This is a genomic window from Paenibacillus profundus, from assembly GCF_021369635.1.
GTDB lineage: Bacteria > Bacillota > Bacilli > Paenibacillales > Paenibacillaceae > Paenibacillus_B > Paenibacillus_B profundus.
Window position 1 is genome coordinate 12,261 of sequence record NZ_JAJNBZ010000013.1, and the last position, 19,332, is coordinate 31,592.

A 19,332-nucleotide genomic window follows, 5' to 3' on the forward strand; every position below is an offset into this window, starting at 1 on the left:
ATATATGTGCCTTCGCTATTCCTTACTCCCCTCGCTCCGCACTAGCTATAAACGTATCCAGCTCTTCTGATGTCGGCATGGCGTCAGAGCAGCTGTGACGGGAAATGACGATGGCGGCGGAAGCACTTCCGTATTCCATCGCACGCGGCAGCTCCCATCCTTGCATCAAGGCGTAAATCATAGCGGATGCGTAGGAGTCGCCGGCACCGAACGTTTTCAGCACCTTCGTCTTAAAAATACCGCCTTTATATGCCCCGCCTTCCTTCGTGTAAGCGATGGAGCCGTCCGAGCCGTGCTTGATGAGCACCACTTGCGCGTGATGCCCGAACCATTTCTCTGCCGTCAGCTTGTCATCCGCCTGATGACCGGCGAACTTCTCCATCATGTCGAACTCTTCGCGGGTGCCGATGATGAAATCGCACTTTTCCGCCGCAAGCTGATAATAGATCGAGGTTTCAGCAACGTTCTTCCATGTGTAAGGACGGTAATCCAAATCAAAGAACACAAATACCCCATGCTTGCGCGCATAGTCCAAGGCGACAAATACCGCTTCGCGCGACGGGCTGGCCGCAAGCGCCGTCCCCGAGATAAGCAGCGCCTTCGTCTGCTTGATATACTCCTCCGACACTTCCTCCGGCTTCAGCAGCATATCAGCCGCATTGTCCCGGTACATCAGAATGCTGCAGTCGGTTGGACTTTTGATTTCTGTAAAAGCAAGACCGGTCACAGCGCCCGTATCATCCACAGACAACTGCGACGTATCTATTGATTTATCGTTTAAATATTGTTCAATGTAACGTCCCATCTGGTCATCGGCCAGCTTGCCGATAAAGCCGCTCTTCATTCCGAGGCGGGCCGCGCCAATCGCTATATTAGCCGGTGATCCGCCCACATATTTCGTGAACGTTCTCGTCTCTTCCATCGGCCGATGAATTTCGTTCGCATTCAAATCAATGCACAATCTCCCGATTGCAATCAGGTCAAACGGCCGATTCGTTGGAAATGTTAATGCACTCATGCCCAGTCAGCACCTCCGTGTGGTCTGCTTCAAGCAATATCCAGCAGGCTGAAGCAAAGCTATGATGTAATCACTGAATTCATGCAATTTGAGTTAAGCGCTTACCTTGATGATAATTATAAACACACCTTTTTGGGAATGTAAACGCTTTTCCACACAAATTTTAAGTTCTTTTTTTCACAATCATATGTCTTTTCATATTGAAAATGATTCGTATATTTATCAACAACGACGCTAGTTTTCCCGCTTCATATACGTTTTCCATCTTGCCAATGTCTTGCTTATCACGTATAGTTAAATTATGAGTTAAGCGCTTTCCCTTGCTTTGACTATTTCATTATTCAGAAAGCAGGGATGTTCATGCTTCAAGTTGGAATCATCGGTGCCGGACGAATCGGCAAGCTGCACGCAGACCATATTCAACACATGTGTAATGTGCGTGTCCGCGCCATATCGGATGTATGTATTGCGGGATTGGACACTTGGGCTTCTGAGATGGGAATTCCCGTTGTAACGAGTGATTATCACGATGTGCTCCATGACCCGGAAATTCAAGCGGTGTTCATCTGCTCGCCGACGAGCACACACGCTGCGATTATCCAGGAGGCTGCAGAAGCGGGCAAGCATATTTTCTGCGAGAAGCCCGTCAGCTTCTCTGTAGAGACGACCGAGCAAGCATTGGCAGCGGTGAAGACAGCCGGCGTAAAGATGCAGGTCGGCTTCAACCGCCGTTTTGACCATAATTTCAAAAAAGCGCGTGACGTTGTGCAAGCGGGCCAGATCGGAGCTCCGCACCTGCTGCGCATCACATCCCGCGATCCAGAGCCGCCTTCGGCCGAATACATTTCCAAGTCCGGCGGCTTGTTCATGGATATGACGATTCACGACTTCGACATGGCGCGTTATGTCATGCAGAGCGAAGTGGTCGAGGTGTATGCGCAAGGAGCCAATCTGATCGATCCGAAGATCGGCGAATTGAACGATATCGATACGGCCGTAATCAACCTCCGCTTCGCCAACGGCGCGCTGGGCATCATTGAGAACAGCCGCAAGGCGGTATACGGTTATGATCAGCGCTTGGAAGCCTTTGGTTCCGCAGGCTGCGTCACTACGAACAATGACCGCGCATCCACCGCTATTGTCGCAACGGCTGATGGGGTGCAAATGGACAAACCTCTTTATTTCTTTTTAGAGCGATATACGCAAGCCTATATCCAGGAGGTCGAGGACTTCGTCCGCGCCGTCCTCCATGATGGGCCTATCGTGTGCGATGCGAACGACGGACTGCAAGCGGAACGAATCGCCCGTGCGGCGAAGGAGTCGCTGCTGAGCGGACGTCCTGTCAAGCTGGAGCATGGACCGGCAACAATGCAGCATCAATAAGCGCAACATTTGCAGTAGGAGTTTGGGCAGCGCTAGTCGCCCTTTTTAGCACAGGACATTTTCAATTGGCTCAGGAGGAGGTTCATTGATGTCGAAATTAATTGTGAAACCTAAACCGCGAGACGAACAAGGCAATATTTTATCCGTAACGCCGCACAGCGCGGGCTGGAAATATGTCGGATTTGAAGTGTATTCGTTGCGTCCAGGAGAAACCTTGCAGTCGGAAACGAAGGAGCAGGAGGTCTGTCTCGTATTATTGAGCGGAAAGGCGAAGGTCGATACTGCCAAGCAATCGTTCGGCGTGCTCGGACATAGAATGAGCGTCTTCGATCGCATTCCGCCCTACTCCGTCTATGTGCCGAACGATGATCGCTACACGGTTCAGGCGGAGACGGCACTGGAGCTGGCCGTATGCTCGGCGCCGGGGCGAGGAACTTATCCCGCTCGGGTCATCGCGCCCGAAGATGTCGGCGTAGAGACGCGCGGATCAGGAAGCATTGAGCGGCATATCCATAACATTTTGCCGGAACAGAAGGAGGCGGACAGCTTGCTTGTCGTGGAGGTGTTCACGCCTGCAGGTCATTGGTCCAGCTATCCTCCACATAAGCATGACCGTGACAACTTGCCGGAAGAGTCTTATTTGGAAGAGACGTATTATCATGAAGTCAATCCCGGACAGGGCTTCGTCATGCAGCGCGTCTATAATGACGACCGTTCGCTCGACGAGACGTTGGCTGTTCCTCACCGCCACGTTGTATTGGTTCCGGAGGGGTACCATCCCGTTTCGGCTCCTCCAGGCTACGATTCCTATTACTTGAACGTGATGGCCGGACCAGAGCGGACATGGAAGTTCCACAACGATCCTGATCATGAATGGCTGTTTACAAAATAGCACGTATAGGCTATCGAACTACGAAGGGAGAATGGGTGTAGTCCATTCTCCTTTTGTTGTCTATAATTATAGTAAAGTATAAGTGCGTGTTCACAATGGCCTCTTTTGATCACGCACAATATGTTTTCATTTGATGAGCCAGAGGAGTTAGGTATGAAATCAACTATTTATGACGTCGCCAGAGCTGCCGGCGTCTCTATCGCCACCGTATCGAAGGTTGTCAATCAGACTGGAAACATTAGCGTGAAAACGCGGGAACGCGTGCTTCATATTATGAAAGAGCTGCAATACCAGCCGAGCGTCGTCGCGTCAGCGCTGACCGGAAAGAAGACGTCTACCTTCGGACTGCTCATTTCCGACTTGGCGAACCCGTTCTTTGCCGAGGTCGCTCGCAATTTGGAGGATCAGGCCCAAGCGGTAGGCTACAGCATTGTCATGTGCAGCACCGACAACAAAGATGATAAAGGTCTTAATTATATTTCGCTGCTGCAGCGCAAGCAGATCGATGGACTTATCGTTGCTTGCCAATTCTCCAAATGGTCACTGTTGCAAGACAGCGTCACCGCCAATTTCCCCGTAGTGCTGTTCTCCAAAGACATTCCTTCCTTATCCATGCATACGGTCACCGTGGATGATTACAAAGGAGGCTATGAAGCAATACAGCACTTGATTTCCTTAGGGCATAGCCGCATCGGTGTCGTCACGGAGGACAGCCCGAGCGGCGATCACCGTGTGCGCGGTGCGAAGCAGGCGATGAGCGATTCCGGAATTACAGTCAATGATGATTGGATCGTGAAGGTGAATTCATCCATTGAAGACGGCTGCGAAGGCGCTGCGCGTGTGCTTCAGCTGGAGCATCGGCCAACGGCATTATTCACCTGCAATGACCTGATCGCCGTCGGCTCCATGCAGTCAGCGCAGCGGTTGGGCTTGAGCGTGCCAGACGATCTGTCGATCATCGGCTTTGACGATACGATTCTGTCCAAAATCGTCGTTCCGCGCTTGACGACCATTTTGCAGCCAATCCAAGAGATGGCCAAGGAGACCGTTCAACTGCTGCTGCGCCAATCTGACACCCCTGATATGCCGAAACAGAAGATCGTGTTCCATCCTCAACTGGTTGAAGGCCTCTCTACAAAGCTGCTGCAATCGGAATAATCGGGGGAATTATCGAGCTTCGTGAACGCATCCCGCGTTGCCATTGGAAAACATACAGCCAAATGTAGGGATGGTCCGGCTAAAGGGTATGTGGACTGCATTTTATCCAGTGGATCTGGCTGTTTTCAGAATTTGCTGCGGAATGAGTGTCAAAACGCTGTATGAATTCCAATGAAACCTGCCGTAATGAGATATACGCTGCTGTCTCAATGTATAAACTCCAACGGAAGAAGCGGTATGGACGGATACACCCCGTACTTCAGCCCTGCTTCATTAGTCGTAAGAGGATAATAGGATGAGGTCATTTTGGAAAGAGATTATGCGGGATAACACGATTGTAGAATAAAAGGCCGGACAAACTAACCCCTCTGGGTTGAGAGGCCACCTAACCGGTGGCCCGCCCCCATAGAACCCGGCGTGAGGTTTTCCCTCATCCGGCTTGTATGCCGATACTACCCTATGCTTAAAAATTACGAACTTATCATCATCTATTCTACGATAAGCGGAACCACTTGGCCCGCATGTGTGTCGATTAAGCCGAGATCCGTCAGCTTGAGCGCCGGACTCACCGGCAAGGAATGCGTGCTGATAGACATTATCGGATTGTAATGCTCATATCCGATCGACTCCATAGCTGCCCGTAAATTCTTAATGGTCTCCCCGAACGTGCTGAGCGGCTCTTCGGAGAGAATGCCGCCTACCGGCAGCGGGACGTGCGCCAGCACTTTGCCGTCTGCGACGACGCAGAAGCCGCCTTGGTCGGCAATGACCGTATTCGCCGCGAGCGCCATGTCTTCAGGCGAGTGGCCGACGACGAGCAGATTGTGATTGTCATGCGAATACGTCGTCGCAATCGCGCCGCGCTTAATTGTGTTGCCGGTAATGAGGCCGTAAGCGCGGTTGCCGTTCTTGCCATAGCGCTCGAACGTCGCGATAAGTCCGAACGGACTCGCCTCCCACTGCAGATTGCCGTCTTGCACCTGCACTGGCTTATGCAGCTCGGTCGTATTCGTCGTGCCGTTCTTGACCTCCATAACGCGGCATAGATGCTCGCCGTCCGCAGCCTTCACATCCACTGCGAAGTCGGCGGCGCTCATCGGCTGCAGCTGCACGCTGCGATAGAAGTGCGGTGGGAACTGGCCTTCCTCGCGCTCCTGCTCGTATGGCGCCTGCGCGTCATATGCCAGCCGGCCATGCTTATACACCGCCTCGATTCGGAACTGCTCTACATCACCGAGCAGGATGAAATCCGCCACTTTGTTCGGCGCAATCGCCCCGCGGTCATGCAGCTGCATGCGTCTGGCAGGCGTGTAGGTCGCCGCATAAATGGCACGCTCCGGCTTCATGCCCATGGCAATCGCCTTTTTGACGAGATGATTCAAATGCCCGTCCTGCACGAACGTATCTGCCATCACATCGTCGGTAACGAAGCAGAACAACTCAGCCACGTCCTCTTCGATGAGCACGTCCATAATATCGCGGTTCATCGATTTCTCCTGAATTTCCAGGAACATACCGTTGTAGAGACGGTCCTTCATGCTCGCCACTTCTTGCTCAGTATGGTCGGAATCGACGCCCGCGAACATGAAGCGCGCCAGATCAAGATCGACCAGCTTCTTAGGCGTATGCCCCTCGATCACGAGGTTCGGATAGTTCGTACGCACATGGTTCAAAATGCGGTTCGTCTTGCAGTCCGGGTTGCGCAGCACATCGACGGAGTTCATAATCTCGCCCAAGCAAATGACACGCTCATCCTGCAGCAGCTCATCGATATCCGCGATATCGATTTCCCCGCCTGTCGTCTCAAGTGGTGTCGCTGGAACCGAGCTTGGAATCGCATAGAGGATATCCGCCGTGCAGCCCTCGCTCGCGCGAATCATTTCCTTCACGCCTTCCACGCCGCATACGTTCGCCATCTCATGCGGCTCGGATACGATCGTCGTCACGCCGTTTTTGATGAGCCCGAACGAGAATGTCTTCGGTGTCACCATCGTGCTCTCAATATGAAGATGAATGTCCACGAGGCCCGGAATCATGTAACGCCCTGCGCCATCCACGACGCGCTCCGCTTCGAAGGTATCCTCGGCACGCGAACCGATGTATAGGAACCGCCCGTCCTTCACGGCCACATTGCCTTTCACGAACCGTTTCATATATGCGTTAAAGACCTGCACATTCTTCACTAACAACTCGATGTTCATTTCTGCACGCTCCCTCTTGTTTGTTAGTTCCCTTAACTGTATCTTGCAACCTTATCGGCGCTGAAAAGCGACCCATTCCGATTCGATTGCGCAGTGTATTCGCAGAACATCTGCCCGGCGCCCTGCTTGTTCCGGCGGCTCTGCGCTTTGAACCAGCACGACCTGCGTGCTGCGGTTACTTCGAGCTCTGTACCAGCACGACCTTCTCTCTCGGAAGCACCAGTTTCACCGTCGTACCGCGGTCGAACGGCTGCTCCATTTCACGGTTCACCGTAAATTCGCCGAGCGGCGTGTCCACGACATATTGATAGCTGCGGCCCAAGAAGGTGCTGATTTTCACACTGCCGTTAATAACGTTCAATCCGGACGCCAGCTCGGCAGCCGTCAATCCGCCGACCCCTTCCGCACACTCGCTGTCGGTCGCAACGAGCAAATCATCTGGGCGGATAGCACCCTTCATCGAATCCGTCAGCGGATGGCCAGAACGGTGGCTGACTTCAAGACGTGTGCCTTCGGCGCCGTGCAGCGTGACGACACTGCCATCATTATGCATTTCCCCGTACTCGATAAAGTTGTTGAAGCCGATAAAACGCGCGACGAACTCGGTCGTCGGGTATTTATAAATGGTCGACGGCGCATCCAGCTGCTCGATGATGCCTTTATTCATTATGGCCACCTTATCCGAGATAGAGAAGCACTCCTCCTGATCATGGGAGACGTATACCGTCGTAATGCCGAGCTGCTTCTGAATGCGGCGGATCTCGACGCGCATGTTGACGCGCAGGTTCGCGTCCAGGTTGCTAAGCGGCTCGTCGAACAGCAGCAAATCGGGCTGGATGACAAGCGCGCGGGCAATAGCGACACGCTGGCGCTGACCACCGGACAGTTCACCTGGGAAGCGCTTCTCGAAGCCCTTCAGGTCAACGACCTCCAGCATTTCTTGCACGCGCTTCGCGATCTGCGATTGGTCCACTTTGCGTAAGCGCAGGCCGTAAGCAACGTTGTCATATACCGTCATATGCGGGAAGAGCGCATAGCTCTGGAATACGAAGCCGAAGTTGCGCTTGTTGACAGGCACGCGCGTATAATCCTTCCCTTTGAACATGAATTTGCCGTCTTTCGCTTCGAGGAAGCCTGCAATGAGGCGAAGCGTCGTCGTCTTGCCGCACCCCGACGGGCCGAGCAGCGAAATTAACTCGCCTTCCTGAATATGCAGATTGAAGTCCTTCAAGATTAGATTTTTTTCGTAAGCTACGGATATATTTTGCAGGGATAATAATTCCATGGTCGTCTGGCCTCCGATGTATGCTAGTTATTTTTCGTAAAGTAGGAGAGTCCCATCAAGCGTTCAATCGAGAACATGAGCAACGCCGTTACTGCCATCAACAGCACGGAAATGGCCGCAATGGTAGGGTCGAAGTAGTTCTCCACATAAGTCAGCATCTGAATCGGCAGCGTGCTTACTCCCGGTCCGGTCATGAAGACCGAAATATCGACGTTGTTGAACGATTCCAGAAACGCAAGCAGCACGCCCGCGATCAGTCCGGAACGGATATTCGGAAGCACGACCGTGAAGAACGTCTTCAGGCGGCTGGCGCCCAAGCTCATTGCCGCTTCCTCGACCGCATAATCGAAGTTCGATAAGCTCGATGCAATGACGCGAATGATGAACGGAAGCATCAGCACGACATGACCGATAAGCAAGCTCGTATAGATCGGCAGATTGAAGGTGACGACCAAATATTTCAGCATTGTAAAGCCGAGAACAACGCCCGGAATCAGAATGGGCGAAATAAATATCGTATTTAACAATCCCTTGCCCTTAAAGTTAAAGCGGCTTAACGCGTATGCAGCGGGAACGCCGATCAACAGTGCGATCAGGTTGCCAGCCAGCGCCACCACTATCGTCACTTTAAAGGTGGTCATGAACATTTCCACATCAAATATATTTTTGTACCATCTAAAAGAGAAGCCTTCCGGCGGAAACTTCAACACCGTGCTATCTCCGAAAGATGTGGCCATAATGATGAACAACGGCCCGAGCAAAAAGATAAATACCAGTGTCGTAAATAGGGCGAGTCCGCGATGTTTTTCCTTCATGTTCGTTACCCCCGTTACCCCTTCGGATTCAATTTGCGGGCAAGCTGGTTCATAAGCCCGATAATAATAAAGGTGACGACGATCATAACCGTAGCAACGATCGAAGCCATGTACCAATCGTTCAGCGTCATCGCATTCTGATACAGAAATGTCGCTACGACCCGCTGCTTGCCGCCCAGCAGCTGCGGAGTCGTATAAGCCGTCAGGCTGCCGACGAATACCAGTATGCTGCCGACGATAAGACCCGGCACACACAGCGGCACGATAATGCTCATGAACCCTTTCATCCGCGAAGCGCCCAAGCTTTCGGAGGCTTTCAGCAAATCTTCGTCGATATTTTCCATGACGCCGACAAGCGAAATAATCATCAGCGGCAGGAACAGGTGAATAAGGCCGATCATCATGGCGGTCGGCGTATACAGTATTTTCAGCGGCTCGGCGACGAGGCCGACGCCGACCAAGAAGTTATTGACCAATCCATTCTTCCCGAGAATGACCATCCAGCTGAACGAGCGCACGATGGCGCTAGTCAAGAGCGGAAAGAGCGCCAACGCAAGCAGGATGCCTTTCGTGCGCGCCTTCTGCTTCGAAATATAGTAAGCGGTCGGAAACCCGAGCAGGATGCACACGATGGTTGTAACGAGGCTGACTTGCAGCGTCGTGCCTAATATTTTCAAAATGTACGGATCACCGAGCAGCTTGACATAGCCTTCTATCGTGAATGTGCCTTCGTGGAAGAAGGTCGAGCCAATCGTCATAAAGATAGGAATGATCATAAACAATGTCAGGAACAAGAGCCCCGGAAGCAGTAAAAGCCATAAATATTGTTTTTTCATGGATATTGTTCTCCTGTTGTCTAGGCTATGATTAGGAACTATGCTGGTTGTTGTTCCAAGAGAATATAAAAGGAGGGTGCTACGAAACGGCAGCCCTCCAACGTTCCAACTATACCTTGCTCATGAACCCGTTACTCGATTTCACGATTCCAACGATCTATCCAGCCGCTCATTTCTTGATTTACTTTGCGCAAGTCGAGCGTCTTCAAGTTCTCAACGACGTCTGCGCCGTACGTCATGCCTGCCGCTTGCTCCTCTGTCAATTCGACCAGCTTGTTCGTCGGGGAATCGACGCGGTCGATTGCATTCGCTTGCTGCACTTCTTGACTGAGGTGCCAGTTGATGAACTTCTCTGCCAATTCTTTATGTTTAGAGCCTTTGACGACATTTACGGTGTTCAACAGCGCATAGGCTCCTTCTTTCGGAGTTATAAACTTCGCGGATGGGACAGCTTGGGACACGCTGCCATAGAACGTATCTTGCATTGGCGCCGCAACCACCTCACCTTGAGCAAACATATTGACAAGGTCCGCGGATTTGGAATAATACTTCACGACACCCGGGTTAATTTCGGTCAGCGCCTTGAATGCGGCATCACTATTCATATCTTGGCTGCCTTCACGCTTGGCCGCCATGTCCATCAACATCGGACCGGTCGTAATCGTAATGTTCGGAAGCGCCAGCTTGTCCTTGAATTCCGGCTTCCACAGATCGTTCCACGACTCCACCGGAGTCTTCACTTCATCCCCGTTCACGACGAGCCCAAGCTGAGCTACCGTGTGGGCCGGACCGTAGTCTTCGCCAAGCGGGGCTTTTGCAATATCATACAAATGGTCCAGGTTCGGAATGTTCTTGCGGTCAATCTTCTCGAATAATCCTTCTTCAATGCCTTGCAGCGCATAGTAGTCAGACAAGTACACCAAGTCTACCTTCGAACTTCCTTGACGGATTTTATTCAAGCGGTCGGTATTGTTCCCGATTTCCGTCACAATCTTAACGTTGTACTTCTTCTCAAACGGCTCGTATACGTTTTTCTTCATCGCATCTTCTGCAAATCCCCAGGTGGAAATAACAAGCTCTGTCGGTTTGTCTTGGCCGCCTTCCGCATTGTTGCTGCTGGAGCATGCGGCAAGCAGTGTGCCGAGGGATAATACGATAGCGAGAGTCAAAGCGATTTTTCTCATGAAGTCATGTCCTCCTAGATGCTAAATCTGGGTGAGCCGATTGGGTTAACCATTTCGTTGCTCGTGCATATGTTTGCATGTGTTGTTCATCAAAATATTGAAAAGCTGTCAGCCAACCAGCGTTGAACTTGTTCTTCCTGCTCCAGATGGAGATAATGTCCCGCTCCGTTCAATATAGTAACGGCGCTATTCGGGACAGTGTCCGTTAACATTACGGCATCATGCCAGCCGACGATGCTATCCTGCTTCCCGACAATGATGCGCATCGGATAATCCGGCGGTTCGTCATGCTCGTCCGGCGGACACGACAAGGCGTATCCAGCGCTCCGCAGCGGTGTCAGCACATCCCAGTCGGCGAGCGCTTGCGCCGGCAGCACTTCCTCCGTGTATCGCTGCCATACCGGCTCGGTCTGCACGACCAGCTTCCGCGCGGCGACTTCGCGTTCCGCAGGCGTCAGCCTCGCGAGGAACGCATCGTCACGCACCTTCGCTTGATGCAGCGGCACAGTACGCACGGTCGGATGCACGACCGGAGCCAGCAGCACGAGCGCGCTGATCCGTTGCGGCATCAAGCGTGCGAGCCCGCGCGCAAGGTAAGCGCCGTACGAATGACCGCAGATGGCAAAGCTTCCGTGAGGGATGACTCGCTTCACGAATGCCCCCAACACCTCCAGCATGTCATCCGAAGTCGTAACAGGACCGCCCGAGTGGGACCGCCCCATTCCGGGGAGATCCGCATAGATGCGCAGCCAGCCGGATGAACCAGCCAACACGGGCTCTAGCGTCCGCATCATCGTACGGTGATCCAGCGTAAATCCGTGAAGCACGAGAAGCGGCTGTCCTTCGCCTATAGCCTCGAAGCAGATGCGATTCGCCGCTTCCCGGGTCGTTCCACATATTCCAGTCATGCACCGATTCCTTCTGTATTCACGGCAATCCGCTGCCGGATTGATGTAATGCCAGTCTGATTGGAGTGATTAGTGTCCGCCCATCGCCACATAGCGAATGATGACGAGCACGAACAATATCCACATGAGCCAATGAATTTTATATTTTTGCTCTCCTTTGCCAAATACGTTCGCTACGAATGCAAGCAGCACATAAGCGAGAATACCGAAGGAGACCCCGTTCGCAATGCTGTACGTAAAAGGCATGAAGGCAATTGTCATGAACGCCGGAATGCCGATGACGAGGTCTTGGAAATTGATCTCGCGCACGGCCTGCATCATGAGCACGCCAACCACAATCAGCGCGGCAGCCGTTGCGGAGCCTGGAATAAGCGCCACAGCCGGTGCCAGGAACAAGGACAGCAAGAAGCAAATGCCTGTCGTTACCGAAGTCAGACCGGTGCGGCCGCCTGCCGCTACCCCAGCAGAGCTCTCGACGAATGCCGTTACCGTACTTGTGCCGAGTACCGCGCCGCCGCCGACAGCGATAGAATCGACGAACATCGCTTTGCCGACGCGCTTGTTGCCTTCTTCGCGGTTCTTCATGAATCCAGCGCGATTCGCCGTCCCGACGAGTGTTCCGAACGTGTCGAACAGCTCCACGAAGGTGAAGGTCAAAATGATGGATACGATACCGACGCCCATAATGCCGGCAAAATCGAATTCAAAGAAGCTAAGCTGTCCCAAATCCGGGATCCATGGCGTCTTGTCTGTCGACAAGTTGTTGAAGTCAACGACACCCATGAAAATACCGATGATGGTCGTGCCAAGAATACCGAACAAAATCGCGCCCGGCACATTCAGAATCATAAGCACCGAGATAAGCGCCAAGCCGATAATGGTCAGCAGCACACTTGGATCGGTGAAGCTGCCCATACCGAATACCGATTCGAAGCCCATGAGCGGCGTGAACGTTCCCTTCGGAACATCATTCACCGTCTCGACCGATACGGACAACAGCCCGCTGTTCTTCAGGCCGACAATCGTAATGAATAGCCCGATACCGACCGTAATCGCATGCTTCAATGCGTCCGGCACAGCTTCCAGCAGCATTTGGCGTATGTGTGTAATCGTCAATAAGAAAAAGATAATACCTGAAATAAAGACCGCCGTTAGAGCCATCTGCCACGTAATCGGATGGTCCGATCCAGCCGTGGAGACGACGACCGTAGCGAAATATGCATTAAGTCCCATCCCTGGCGCCAATGCGACCGGGAAGTTAACGAAAATTCCCATGGCAATGGTGAACACTCCAGCGGCAATAGCCGTCGCGAGGAATACAGCGTACCAATCCATGCCCGTTTTGCCGAATGCAGTCAAAATGTCCGGGTTAACAGCCAAGATGTAAGCCATCGTCATGAAGGTCGTAATCCCTGCCATTATTTCTGTCTTAATTGTTGAACCTTGCTCCTTGATTTTGAAGAAGCGCTCCATGCTTGTAACATCCTCCCCATGAACTCTCATGAATGTTTACTTGTTTACTCCCCAGCAACCTATACGGACAAAAAAAGAACTCAGGATGATGATCTCCCGAGTTCTGGCGTTGAAAAGTACGGCGTGCTTCTTCCACTGTCCCTGTACATGCATCTATGCATCACAAGTTCCCATCTTGAAAATGACATTCAAAACGCTTAGGGAGCAGGATGGTAGAGACGAATGGTATCGATTCGTCAGACAGACAGCGCCGATGCTCTTCGTAGCCAGATCATTTACGGTGATCCGTAGAAACTCTCAGGCCAATTCCCGAGATTATACGAAAAAACTTGACGTATTAGGTTATCTACAACCATTGTAAAGCGAACCTAGAAGGTTGTCAACGCTAAATCCGAACATTTAAACAGTAAATATAATCCTTGTTCGTGTTTAACAATATTTCAATGGATATCGCTCATTATAATCCTGCACTAACTCAGTCACAGCTAATTGCTGCAAGGACTCAGCACAACCTTACAGGCTACATACTTATTTTGAATATACTCCGTAAATAAACACTAACGATTTTAATAGAATTTTCATAGATTGGTATGAAGTCTGACACAAGGAGGGAAGAAGTATGGTGAACTTGGATGCCGTAATTAAAAATTTAGACAAACTAATGAATAGAGGAAAAGACATTCAAGGTTTTGCGCAAAATCTAGACGAACTTAAGCAAAGCCTGACTGAACTAAATAATACGATAAAAGGGGTCGAGACGCTCCGCCAAGAAATTGAAAAGCTTGCCCGGGAAAAATCCTAATCTATTAAAATGCCTTATCCATTAGTTTAAATTCTAGTAAACACTATAAATTGCAATAAATTAAACGCTGTAAATCAGGGAAATATCGTTACCATAAAGAATTGTTCTTCATATACTATCATAAGCTCAGAAACAAACTGATAGTGCAAGAAAGAGATTTCAGCTTTGTCGCTGAGCTTTGATTGAGACGATATTGGGTGGTGATAAAGGTGACTGATCAAAACCAAGAAGAAATTAAGAGAAAGAAGATTGGACATGTCGCAGGTAAAAATGGCGTCGATGGTTCAAACGGAATCGATGGAAGTAATGGAGTAAATGGAATCGATGGCGAAGGTTCGAGCTTGGGCTTAGATGGTGATAGCGGGCTCAATATGGACATTCAGGGCGTCAAGTTGAACATCGACGTTGCGAAATTGATTCAACAGCTTATTTCATTGTCCAAGCTACAGAAGTAGCTTTCATGAAGCAAATTCAAGTCTTATGAAACAATTACAAAATAATAGGAGTGATCTAAGATGTGGGGAGAAGAAGAAAAATATAATCCAAATCATAAGAAAAAACCGGCGGTTGAAATAGAAGACAGCGGTAACGGCGGCGACGGCGGCGACGGTGGTGACGGGGGCAACGGTGGCGACGGCGGCAACGGTGGATTTGGGATCGGCGTCGGGGTAGCCGTAGCAGTTGGAGGATCCGTCGCAACTGCCAACGGCAATATGGGTAATGGCGGCAATGGTGGCAATGGCGGTGCTGGCGGTGCTGGCGGCGACGGCGGCGACGGCGGCGACGGCGGCAATGGAAATGCTGAAATCGACAAAGGCAACTAGCTGATAAGATGAATCAGGCTTAATCAAAAGAATATATAAACATGTTAGGGTGATGACGTTGAGTGAAGCTCGTCAGGACGAACGATTCGATAGTCAAAACGTTGTCGAAGCAAGCGAAAATCCGGATTCAAGCGTCGGCGCGAATGCAAATTCCAGTGCCATTGCTCACGGCGGCGTTGGGGGGACCGGTGGAGCCGGGGGCACTGGTGGACAGGCTCTTAATATTACGTACGTGGACAACTACTCCATAATCACGATGTTATACACCTTAATCTTAATGCTTGCGGACGGGACAAGTAATCAGAAAGCAAAAATTGATTTTTTTCTTCCCATGCTGCATTCGATTATGGAGGAGCAAAAAGAGTATCGCCAAACCTTATTGGAGACCCTCCAATCGGTTAAGAGATAATTCAATTTAATTCGGCCTAAATATAATTACCGGGCAAAGCCTAATTCTCCGATTCACTGATGGAGGACTAGGCTTTCTTTTGGTGGCATGCGCACAATGATTTTTTTCATACGATCTATTGACCAAAACGCAGATAGTGATCTATGTTATATATATATCGATTCGATATATCTGTTCGATATAAATGTATAGAGAGCAACAACTCCATATTTAAAACTAAATGAGAAGGTGAATCCATGCTTGAACATATCATTCTTGGTCTGCTGCTTGAAAATGAAATGAATGGATATGAGTTGAAGAAGACGATCGACCATACCGTCGGTATATTTTACAGCGCGAGTTACGGCAGCCTTTACCCCGCATTGAAACGGCTGGCCGACAAGCAATTGGTCAATGTGACCGCAATCGAAGACAGCAAGAACAAAAAAATATATTCCATTTTGCCTGCTGGCAAGGAAGCTTTTCTGAAATGGCTCTCGCAGCCGTTGCAACTGACTAAGAACGAGCATTTGCTCAAAATCTTTTTTTACGACTATCTCGATGAAGATACCCGGCAAACACGACTCGCCGAATACCAATTCAAAGTCGCAAACGAACGTGAACGGCTAAAAAACGTAGAACGGATTGTCGCAAAGGAGCTTACTCAACTCAGCAATCCGCAGCAGTATTACTATCGGCTGTCCGTTCTGCAGTACGGGCTCCATTATTTCGAGATGGAGAACAGTTGGGTGGAAGACATCATGGAAAGGAAGAATAGAAACAATGACGAACAGCATGACTAATCAACTTGCTCCATCCCGTACATCCTTTACACAAAGACGTCCGGTGCTAAGCGTCGTCATCATCGAACTGTTGCTGCTATTCGCGGTATTTGCGGCAGGAGCCTATGCGACCATTGCACAGCTGGATTATACGGCGCCTATTCTGATTTCGTTCATTCCGATTGCGCTCGTCTGCATCGTCTATTTCTCGGTACGCAAGAGATGGAAAGCATACGGATTCAACTCTTTATCGGCTCTCTCGCCAAGCTATCTGTTCTACTATGCGCCACTCTTGCTCGTATTAATCATTCTAAGCCTCAAAGGATTTAAAGCGGTGACTCTTACAGAGCTGTTATTCTTTGTATTTTTTACCGTTTTGGTCGGATTTGTCGAGGAAACGGTCTACCGTGGCATGATTTTGCACATTTTATTGCCGAAGGGAGTTGCGCCAGCCGTGATTACCTCGAGCATTTTATTTTCTCTCACCCATGTGCTGAACATGCTGTCGGGTCAAGACATAGCGCGGACCATTCTGCAGCTTGTATATGCCCTTCTTGTCGGAGCTGTACTGGCCTTGCTCATGGTGAAGACGAAGCAAATACTCCCGTTGATTCTGTTTCACACGTTGCACAATCTCATTCAGTTCTTGGGCAATGAAACCACAAGCACGATCGTATATAACACCATCGTCATCGTCATATTGGCCGCTGCTTGCCTCCTTCTCATCCCCGGCATCCGCAACGCGAACCATCGCACGCAGGAGCACCACGTGGCGAAGCGCACATTATAATACATGAATACATAGAAAAGGGCTATCCCGCAGTCTTAATAGACTGTGAATAGCCCTTTCTTTATCTTACACTATTCCCATTCAATCGTTGCTGGCGGCTTCGACGTAACGTCATAGACGATACGGTTCACGTTGTCCACCTCATTGACGATACGAACGGAAATCTTCTCGAGAATATCCCATGGAATGCGCGCCCAGTCAGCGGTCATGCCATCAATGGACGTTACGGCGCGAATGCCTACCGTGTAGGAGTACGTGCGCGCGTCGCCCATGACGCCAACGCTCTTCATGTCAGGCAGCGCTGTGAAGTACTGCCAAATTTCGCCGTCCAAGCCTGCCTTGGCAATCTCTTCGCGCAGAATCGCATCGGATTCGCGCACGATAGCCAGCTTGTCCTCCGTTACTTCGCCAAGCACGCGGATGGCGAGTCCCGGTCCCGGGAACGGCTGCCGCCACACGATTTCGCGCGGCAGGCCAAGCTCTTCGCCCACCTTGCGCACTTCGTCCTTGAACAACGTGTTCAACGGCTCGATGAGCTTGAACTTCATATCTTCCGGCAAGCCGCCCACATTGTGGTGAGACTTGATCGTCTGCGCCGTCGCCGTGCCGCTTTCCACGATATCCGTGTACAGCGTGCCTTGCGCTAGGAAACCGAAGTCACCAAGCTTCGCAGACTCTTCGTCAAAGCAATAGATGAACTCGTTGCCGATAATTTTCCGTTTTTTCTCCGGATCCGATACACCGGCCAGCTTGCTCATGAAACGCTCACGCGCGTCAATCTTCACCACATGCATGTCGAATTTGCCAACGAACGTCTCCATAACGCCTTCGGCTTCACCCTTACGCAGCAGGTTGTGATCGATGAACATGCAAGTCAGCTGATCGCCAACAGCTCTATGAATGAGCGCCGCAACGACGGAAGAGTCCACCCCGCCACTCAAGGCGCATAACACTTTGCGATCGCCGACCGTTTCGCGGATTTCACGCACTTTGTCCTCAATGAACGTCTCCATCGTCCAGTCGCCGTGGCAGCCGCAAATGCTGAACAGGAAGTTGCGAATCATTTCATTGCCGTAGACGGAGTGCCGCACTTCCGGATGGAACTGCACCGCATAGAAACGCTTCTCCGGATGACTCATCGCCGCGATCGGCGCATGCTCCGTACCCGCGTCCACGCGGAAGCCCTCCGGCAGCTCGACAACCAGATCAGTATGGCTCATCCATACTGTCTGATTTGGCTCTAGGTCATGAATCAAGCCGCTATCCGGTTGGAAGACTACATCGGCTTTACCGTATTCGCGCTTGCCTGCGCGTTCCACCTTGCCGTTCAATTGATGGGACATCATTTGCATGCCGTAGCAGATACCAAAAATCGGCAGACCCAAGTCATAAATACGCGGGTCTACGAGTGGCGAGTTCTCTTCGTACACACTTGCCGGACCGCCAGAGAAGACAATGCCCTTCGGATTCAGCTCCTGAATGCGTTCTACTGGTGTATTGTAAGGAATGAGTTCGCTGTACACGCCCAAATCGCGAATGCGGCGTGCGATGAGCTGGTTGTATTGTCCTCCAAAGTCGAGAACAACGATCATTTCATGATGTGGCTTTGTCATTGCCGTGCCTCCCTAAACATATTGTCCCTAATTATAACGAACTGACAAAAGCGGAGTCAATCTGCAATCTAACCGCATCCGCTAGAACCGCGCTTACTCAGGCAGTATTTGAGCGGGGGATGCCCTTGAATTCCATGAACACCCGGTTGAACCGCTTGATATGTCCGTACCCGACGCGCTGACCGATATCGGCCAATGAGCGCTTCAGCATCCGAATCGCCTCCGTCATGCAATGATTAAGGTTGGTTGTAACAGTCTGTCCGCCATATGGATGTAGTAAACACCACTGCGGACATGTCCGCCCCCCTCCTTGATTTCCTTGATTAGGGAGCATAGTCTATGGATTGTCGTTAGTGTTGGGGTGAAGTCCCTTTTTTATGTCTGAAATCCTTGTGGCTCAAGAGCTCTGATTAATGAAAAGCGCTCTGAATAAAAAAAGCACCTTTTACAGGTGCAAAATGGAATCCCAATTATTTGGTTGTTTTAATAGCCAATCCACTAAATGATATAGGACCTACTACATCAGCTCTAGTTCCCGCTGTGGTGTTTTCTGCAGTTACCGTATAGGTATGCGAACCCGATTCTACGTTAAAATCTATGGCTTGGAAAGTTACGATATAATTTTGCTCCGAGCCTGCGGATTCGATTCCTTGCTTGGTATTGAAGATTTCTGTTCCATCACGAAAGATCTTAAATAAAATTTGGGCAATGCCTGTGATTCCGCGAACACCGACGCTCGCAATTAATTGCACTCGATTCGCGCGCTTCGGAAGGCGCAGCCGTATCGATGCAAGGCGAACCCTTCTTGGAGAAAACGGGATAGTGAACGATTTAGCTCGGTTAAATCTCCGAAGTGGTTCCGTTGCTTTATAATCAAGAATCTGTGCCAAAAGATCATCTCCCCTGGATTAGTAACACAGAATTCAGAATATGTAATCCATGAGATGGTTGTTTGTGCGAAAGCCTACTCGGTATTTTTA

General features: G+C 50.6%; 19 protein-coding genes and 1 riboswitch. Of the genes, 9 read left to right on the top strand and 10 right to left on the bottom strand.

What is annotated here, in order from left to right:
• Positions 1 to 22: 22 nt before the first annotated feature.
• Positions 23 to 1,018: a 5-dehydro-2-deoxygluconokinase gene (iolC, locus tag LQV63_RS16080; RefSeq protein WP_233697497.1), complete on the bottom strand. Its 996-nt coding sequence runs from the start codon at positions 1,016 to 1,018 to the stop codon at positions 23 to 25.
• 354 nt (positions 1,019 to 1,372) lie between these two features.
• Here iolC and iolG point away from each other — a divergent pair, with 354 nt between their 5' ends.
• The 3 genes from iolG to LQV63_RS16095 all read left to right on the top strand — a co-directional run bounded on the left by iolG (position 1,373) and on the right by LQV63_RS16095 (position 4,451).
• Positions 1,373 to 2,401, top strand: a complete 1,029-nt coding sequence (gene iolG, locus LQV63_RS16085; RefSeq protein WP_233697498.1) for an inositol 2-dehydrogenase — start codon at positions 1,373 to 1,375, stop codon at positions 2,399 to 2,401.
• An 88-nt stretch (positions 2,402 to 2,489) separates the two neighbouring features.
• Positions 2,490 to 3,293, top strand: a complete 804-nt coding sequence (iolB, locus tag LQV63_RS16090; protein WP_233697499.1) for a 5-deoxy-glucuronate isomerase — start codon at positions 2,490 to 2,492, stop codon at positions 3,291 to 3,293.
• 153 nt (positions 3,294 to 3,446) lie between these two features.
• Positions 3,447 to 4,451 (top strand): LacI family DNA-binding transcriptional regulator, encoded by a 1,005-nt coding sequence (locus LQV63_RS16095; RefSeq protein WP_233697500.1) that lies wholly within the window; start codon positions 3,447 to 3,449, stop codon positions 4,449 to 4,451.
• Positions 4,452 to 4,939: 488 nt separating this feature from the next.
• Here LQV63_RS16095 and LQV63_RS16100 read toward each other — a convergent pair whose 3' ends face one another.
• From LQV63_RS16100 to LQV63_RS16130, 7 genes are all read right to left on the bottom strand, one after another.
• Positions 4,940 to 6,652: an adenine deaminase gene (locus LQV63_RS16100; RefSeq protein ID WP_233697501.1), complete on the bottom strand. Its 1,713-nt coding sequence runs from the start codon at positions 6,650 to 6,652 to the stop codon at positions 4,940 to 4,942.
• A 175-nt stretch (positions 6,653 to 6,827) separates the two neighbouring features.
• Complete coding sequence (locus LQV63_RS16105; protein ID WP_233697502.1) at positions 6,828 to 7,937, bottom strand: ABC transporter ATP-binding protein; 1,110 nt, start codon at positions 7,935 to 7,937, stop codon at positions 6,828 to 6,830.
• Between the two features lie 23 nt (positions 7,938 to 7,960).
• Positions 7,961 to 8,752: an ABC transporter permease gene (locus LQV63_RS16110; RefSeq protein WP_233697503.1), complete on the bottom strand. Its 792-nt coding sequence runs from the start codon at positions 8,750 to 8,752 to the stop codon at positions 7,961 to 7,963.
• Between the two features lie 14 nt (positions 8,753 to 8,766).
• A complete protein-coding gene (locus tag LQV63_RS16115; protein ID WP_019420231.1) occupies positions 8,767 to 9,588 on the bottom strand; it encodes an ABC transporter permease in 822 nt (273 codons plus the stop codon).
• A 131-nt stretch (positions 9,589 to 9,719) separates the two neighbouring features.
• A complete protein-coding gene (locus tag LQV63_RS16120) occupies positions 9,720 to 10,772 on the bottom strand; it encodes an ABC transporter substrate-binding protein (protein WP_019420232.1) in 1,053 nt (350 codons plus the stop codon).
• A gap of 89 nt (positions 10,773 to 10,861) precedes the next feature.
• Positions 10,862 to 11,680 carry an alpha/beta fold hydrolase gene (locus LQV63_RS16125; protein ID WP_233697504.1) on the bottom strand — a complete coding sequence of 273 codons (819 nt, stop codon included), beginning with the start codon at positions 11,678 to 11,680 and terminating at the stop codon, positions 10,862 to 10,864.
• A 69-nt stretch (positions 11,681 to 11,749) separates the two neighbouring features.
• Entirely contained in the window at positions 11,750 to 13,153 is a 1,404-nt protein-coding gene (locus LQV63_RS16130; RefSeq protein ID WP_019420234.1) for an NCS2 family permease, read from the bottom strand.
• A gap of 243 nt (positions 13,154 to 13,396) precedes the next feature.
• Positions 13,397 to 13,496: riboswitch (purine riboswitch) on the bottom strand.
• Positions 13,497 to 13,772: 276 nt separating this feature from the next.
• Between LQV63_RS16130 and LQV63_RS16135 the strand changes: the two genes are divergently transcribed.
• The 6 genes from LQV63_RS16135 to LQV63_RS16160 all read left to right on the top strand — a co-directional run bounded on the left by LQV63_RS16135 (position 13,773) and on the right by LQV63_RS16160 (position 16,739).
• Positions 13,773 to 13,955: a hypothetical protein gene (locus LQV63_RS16135; protein WP_019420235.1), complete on the top strand. Its 183-nt coding sequence runs from the start codon at positions 13,773 to 13,775 to the stop codon at positions 13,953 to 13,955.
• Between the two features lie 209 nt (positions 13,956 to 14,164).
• Positions 14,165 to 14,410 (top strand): hypothetical protein, encoded by a 246-nt coding sequence (locus LQV63_RS16140; RefSeq protein ID WP_019420236.1) that lies wholly within the window; start codon positions 14,165 to 14,167, stop codon positions 14,408 to 14,410.
• A 60-nt stretch (positions 14,411 to 14,470) separates the two neighbouring features.
• On the top strand, positions 14,471 to 14,779 hold the full coding sequence (locus LQV63_RS16145) for a hypothetical protein (protein ID WP_233697505.1): 309 nt from the start codon (positions 14,471 to 14,473) through the stop codon (positions 14,777 to 14,779).
• 58 nt (positions 14,780 to 14,837) lie between these two features.
• Positions 14,838 to 15,188 (top strand): hypothetical protein, encoded by a 351-nt coding sequence (locus tag LQV63_RS16150; protein WP_233697506.1) that lies wholly within the window; start codon positions 14,838 to 14,840, stop codon positions 15,186 to 15,188.
• A gap of 236 nt (positions 15,189 to 15,424) precedes the next feature.
• Positions 15,425 to 15,970 (top strand): PadR family transcriptional regulator, encoded by a 546-nt coding sequence (locus LQV63_RS16155; RefSeq protein ID WP_019420239.1) that lies wholly within the window; start codon positions 15,425 to 15,427, stop codon positions 15,968 to 15,970.
• Positions 15,951 to 16,739: a CPBP family intramembrane glutamic endopeptidase gene (locus LQV63_RS16160; protein ID WP_233697507.1), complete on the top strand. Its 789-nt coding sequence runs from the start codon at positions 15,951 to 15,953 to the stop codon at positions 16,737 to 16,739. Before LQV63_RS16155 ends, LQV63_RS16160 begins: the two co-directional genes overlap by 20 nt.
• A gap of 71 nt (positions 16,740 to 16,810) precedes the next feature.
• Here the strand turns inward: LQV63_RS16160 and guaA are convergent, their stop codons facing one another.
• Positions 16,811 to 18,352, bottom strand: coding sequence for a glutamine-hydrolyzing GMP synthase (gene guaA, locus LQV63_RS16165; protein ID WP_019420241.1), 1,542 nt, complete (start codon positions 18,350 to 18,352; stop codon positions 16,811 to 16,813).
• Between the two features lie 470 nt (positions 18,353 to 18,822).
• Complete coding sequence (locus LQV63_RS16175) at positions 18,823 to 19,242, bottom strand: exosporium protein C (protein ID WP_233697508.1); 420 nt, start codon at positions 19,240 to 19,242, stop codon at positions 18,823 to 18,825.
• Positions 19,243 to 19,332 lie beyond the last annotated feature (90 nt).

Coding starts and splice junctions, on each gene's coding strand:
- iolB (WP_233697499.1), top strand. CDS start 2,490: ATGTCGAAATTAATTGTGAAACCTAAACCGCGAGACGAACAAGGCAAT.
- LQV63_RS16110 (WP_233697503.1), bottom strand. CDS start 8,752: ATGAAGGAAAAACATCGCGGACTCGCCCTATTTACGACACTGGTATTT.
- LQV63_RS16135 (WP_019420235.1), top strand. CDS start 13,773: ATGGTGAACTTGGATGCCGTAATTAAAAATTTAGACAAACTAATGAAT.
- LQV63_RS16155 (WP_019420239.1), top strand. CDS start 15,425: ATGCTTGAACATATCATTCTTGGTCTGCTGCTTGAAAATGAAATGAAT.
- iolG (WP_233697498.1), top strand. CDS start 1,373: ATGTTCATGCTTCAAGTTGGAATCATCGGTGCCGGACGAATCGGCAAG.
- guaA (WP_019420241.1), bottom strand. CDS start 18,352: ATGACAAAGCCACATCATGAAATGATCGTTGTTCTCGACTTTGGAGGA.
- LQV63_RS16100 (WP_233697501.1), bottom strand. CDS start 6,652: ATGAACATCGAGTTGTTAGTGAAGAATGTGCAGGTCTTTAACGCATAT.
- LQV63_RS16120 (WP_019420232.1), bottom strand. CDS start 10,772: ATGAGAAAAATCGCTTTGACTCTCGCTATCGTATTATCCCTCGGCACA.
- LQV63_RS16095 (WP_233697500.1), top strand. CDS start 3,447: ATGAAATCAACTATTTATGACGTCGCCAGAGCTGCCGGCGTCTCTATC.
- LQV63_RS16130 (WP_019420234.1), bottom strand. CDS start 13,153: ATGGAGCGCTTCTTCAAAATCAAGGAGCAAGGTTCAACAATTAAGACA.
- LQV63_RS16160 (WP_233697507.1), top strand. CDS start 15,951: ATGACGAACAGCATGACTAATCAACTTGCTCCATCCCGTACATCCTTT.
- LQV63_RS16115 (WP_019420231.1), bottom strand. CDS start 9,588: ATGAAAAAACAATATTTATGGCTTTTACTGCTTCCGGGGCTCTTGTTC.
- LQV63_RS16125 (WP_233697504.1), bottom strand. CDS start 11,680: ATGACTGGAATATGTGGAACGACCCGGGAAGCGGCGAATCGCATCTGC.
- iolC (WP_233697497.1), bottom strand. CDS start 1,018: ATGAGTGCATTAACATTTCCAACGAATCGGCCGTTTGACCTGATTGCA.
- LQV63_RS16145 (WP_233697505.1), top strand. CDS start 14,471: ATGTGGGGAGAAGAAGAAAAATATAATCCAAATCATAAGAAAAAACCG.
- LQV63_RS16105 (WP_233697502.1), bottom strand. CDS start 7,937: ATGGAATTATTATCCCTGCAAAATATATCCGTAGCTTACGAAAAAAAT.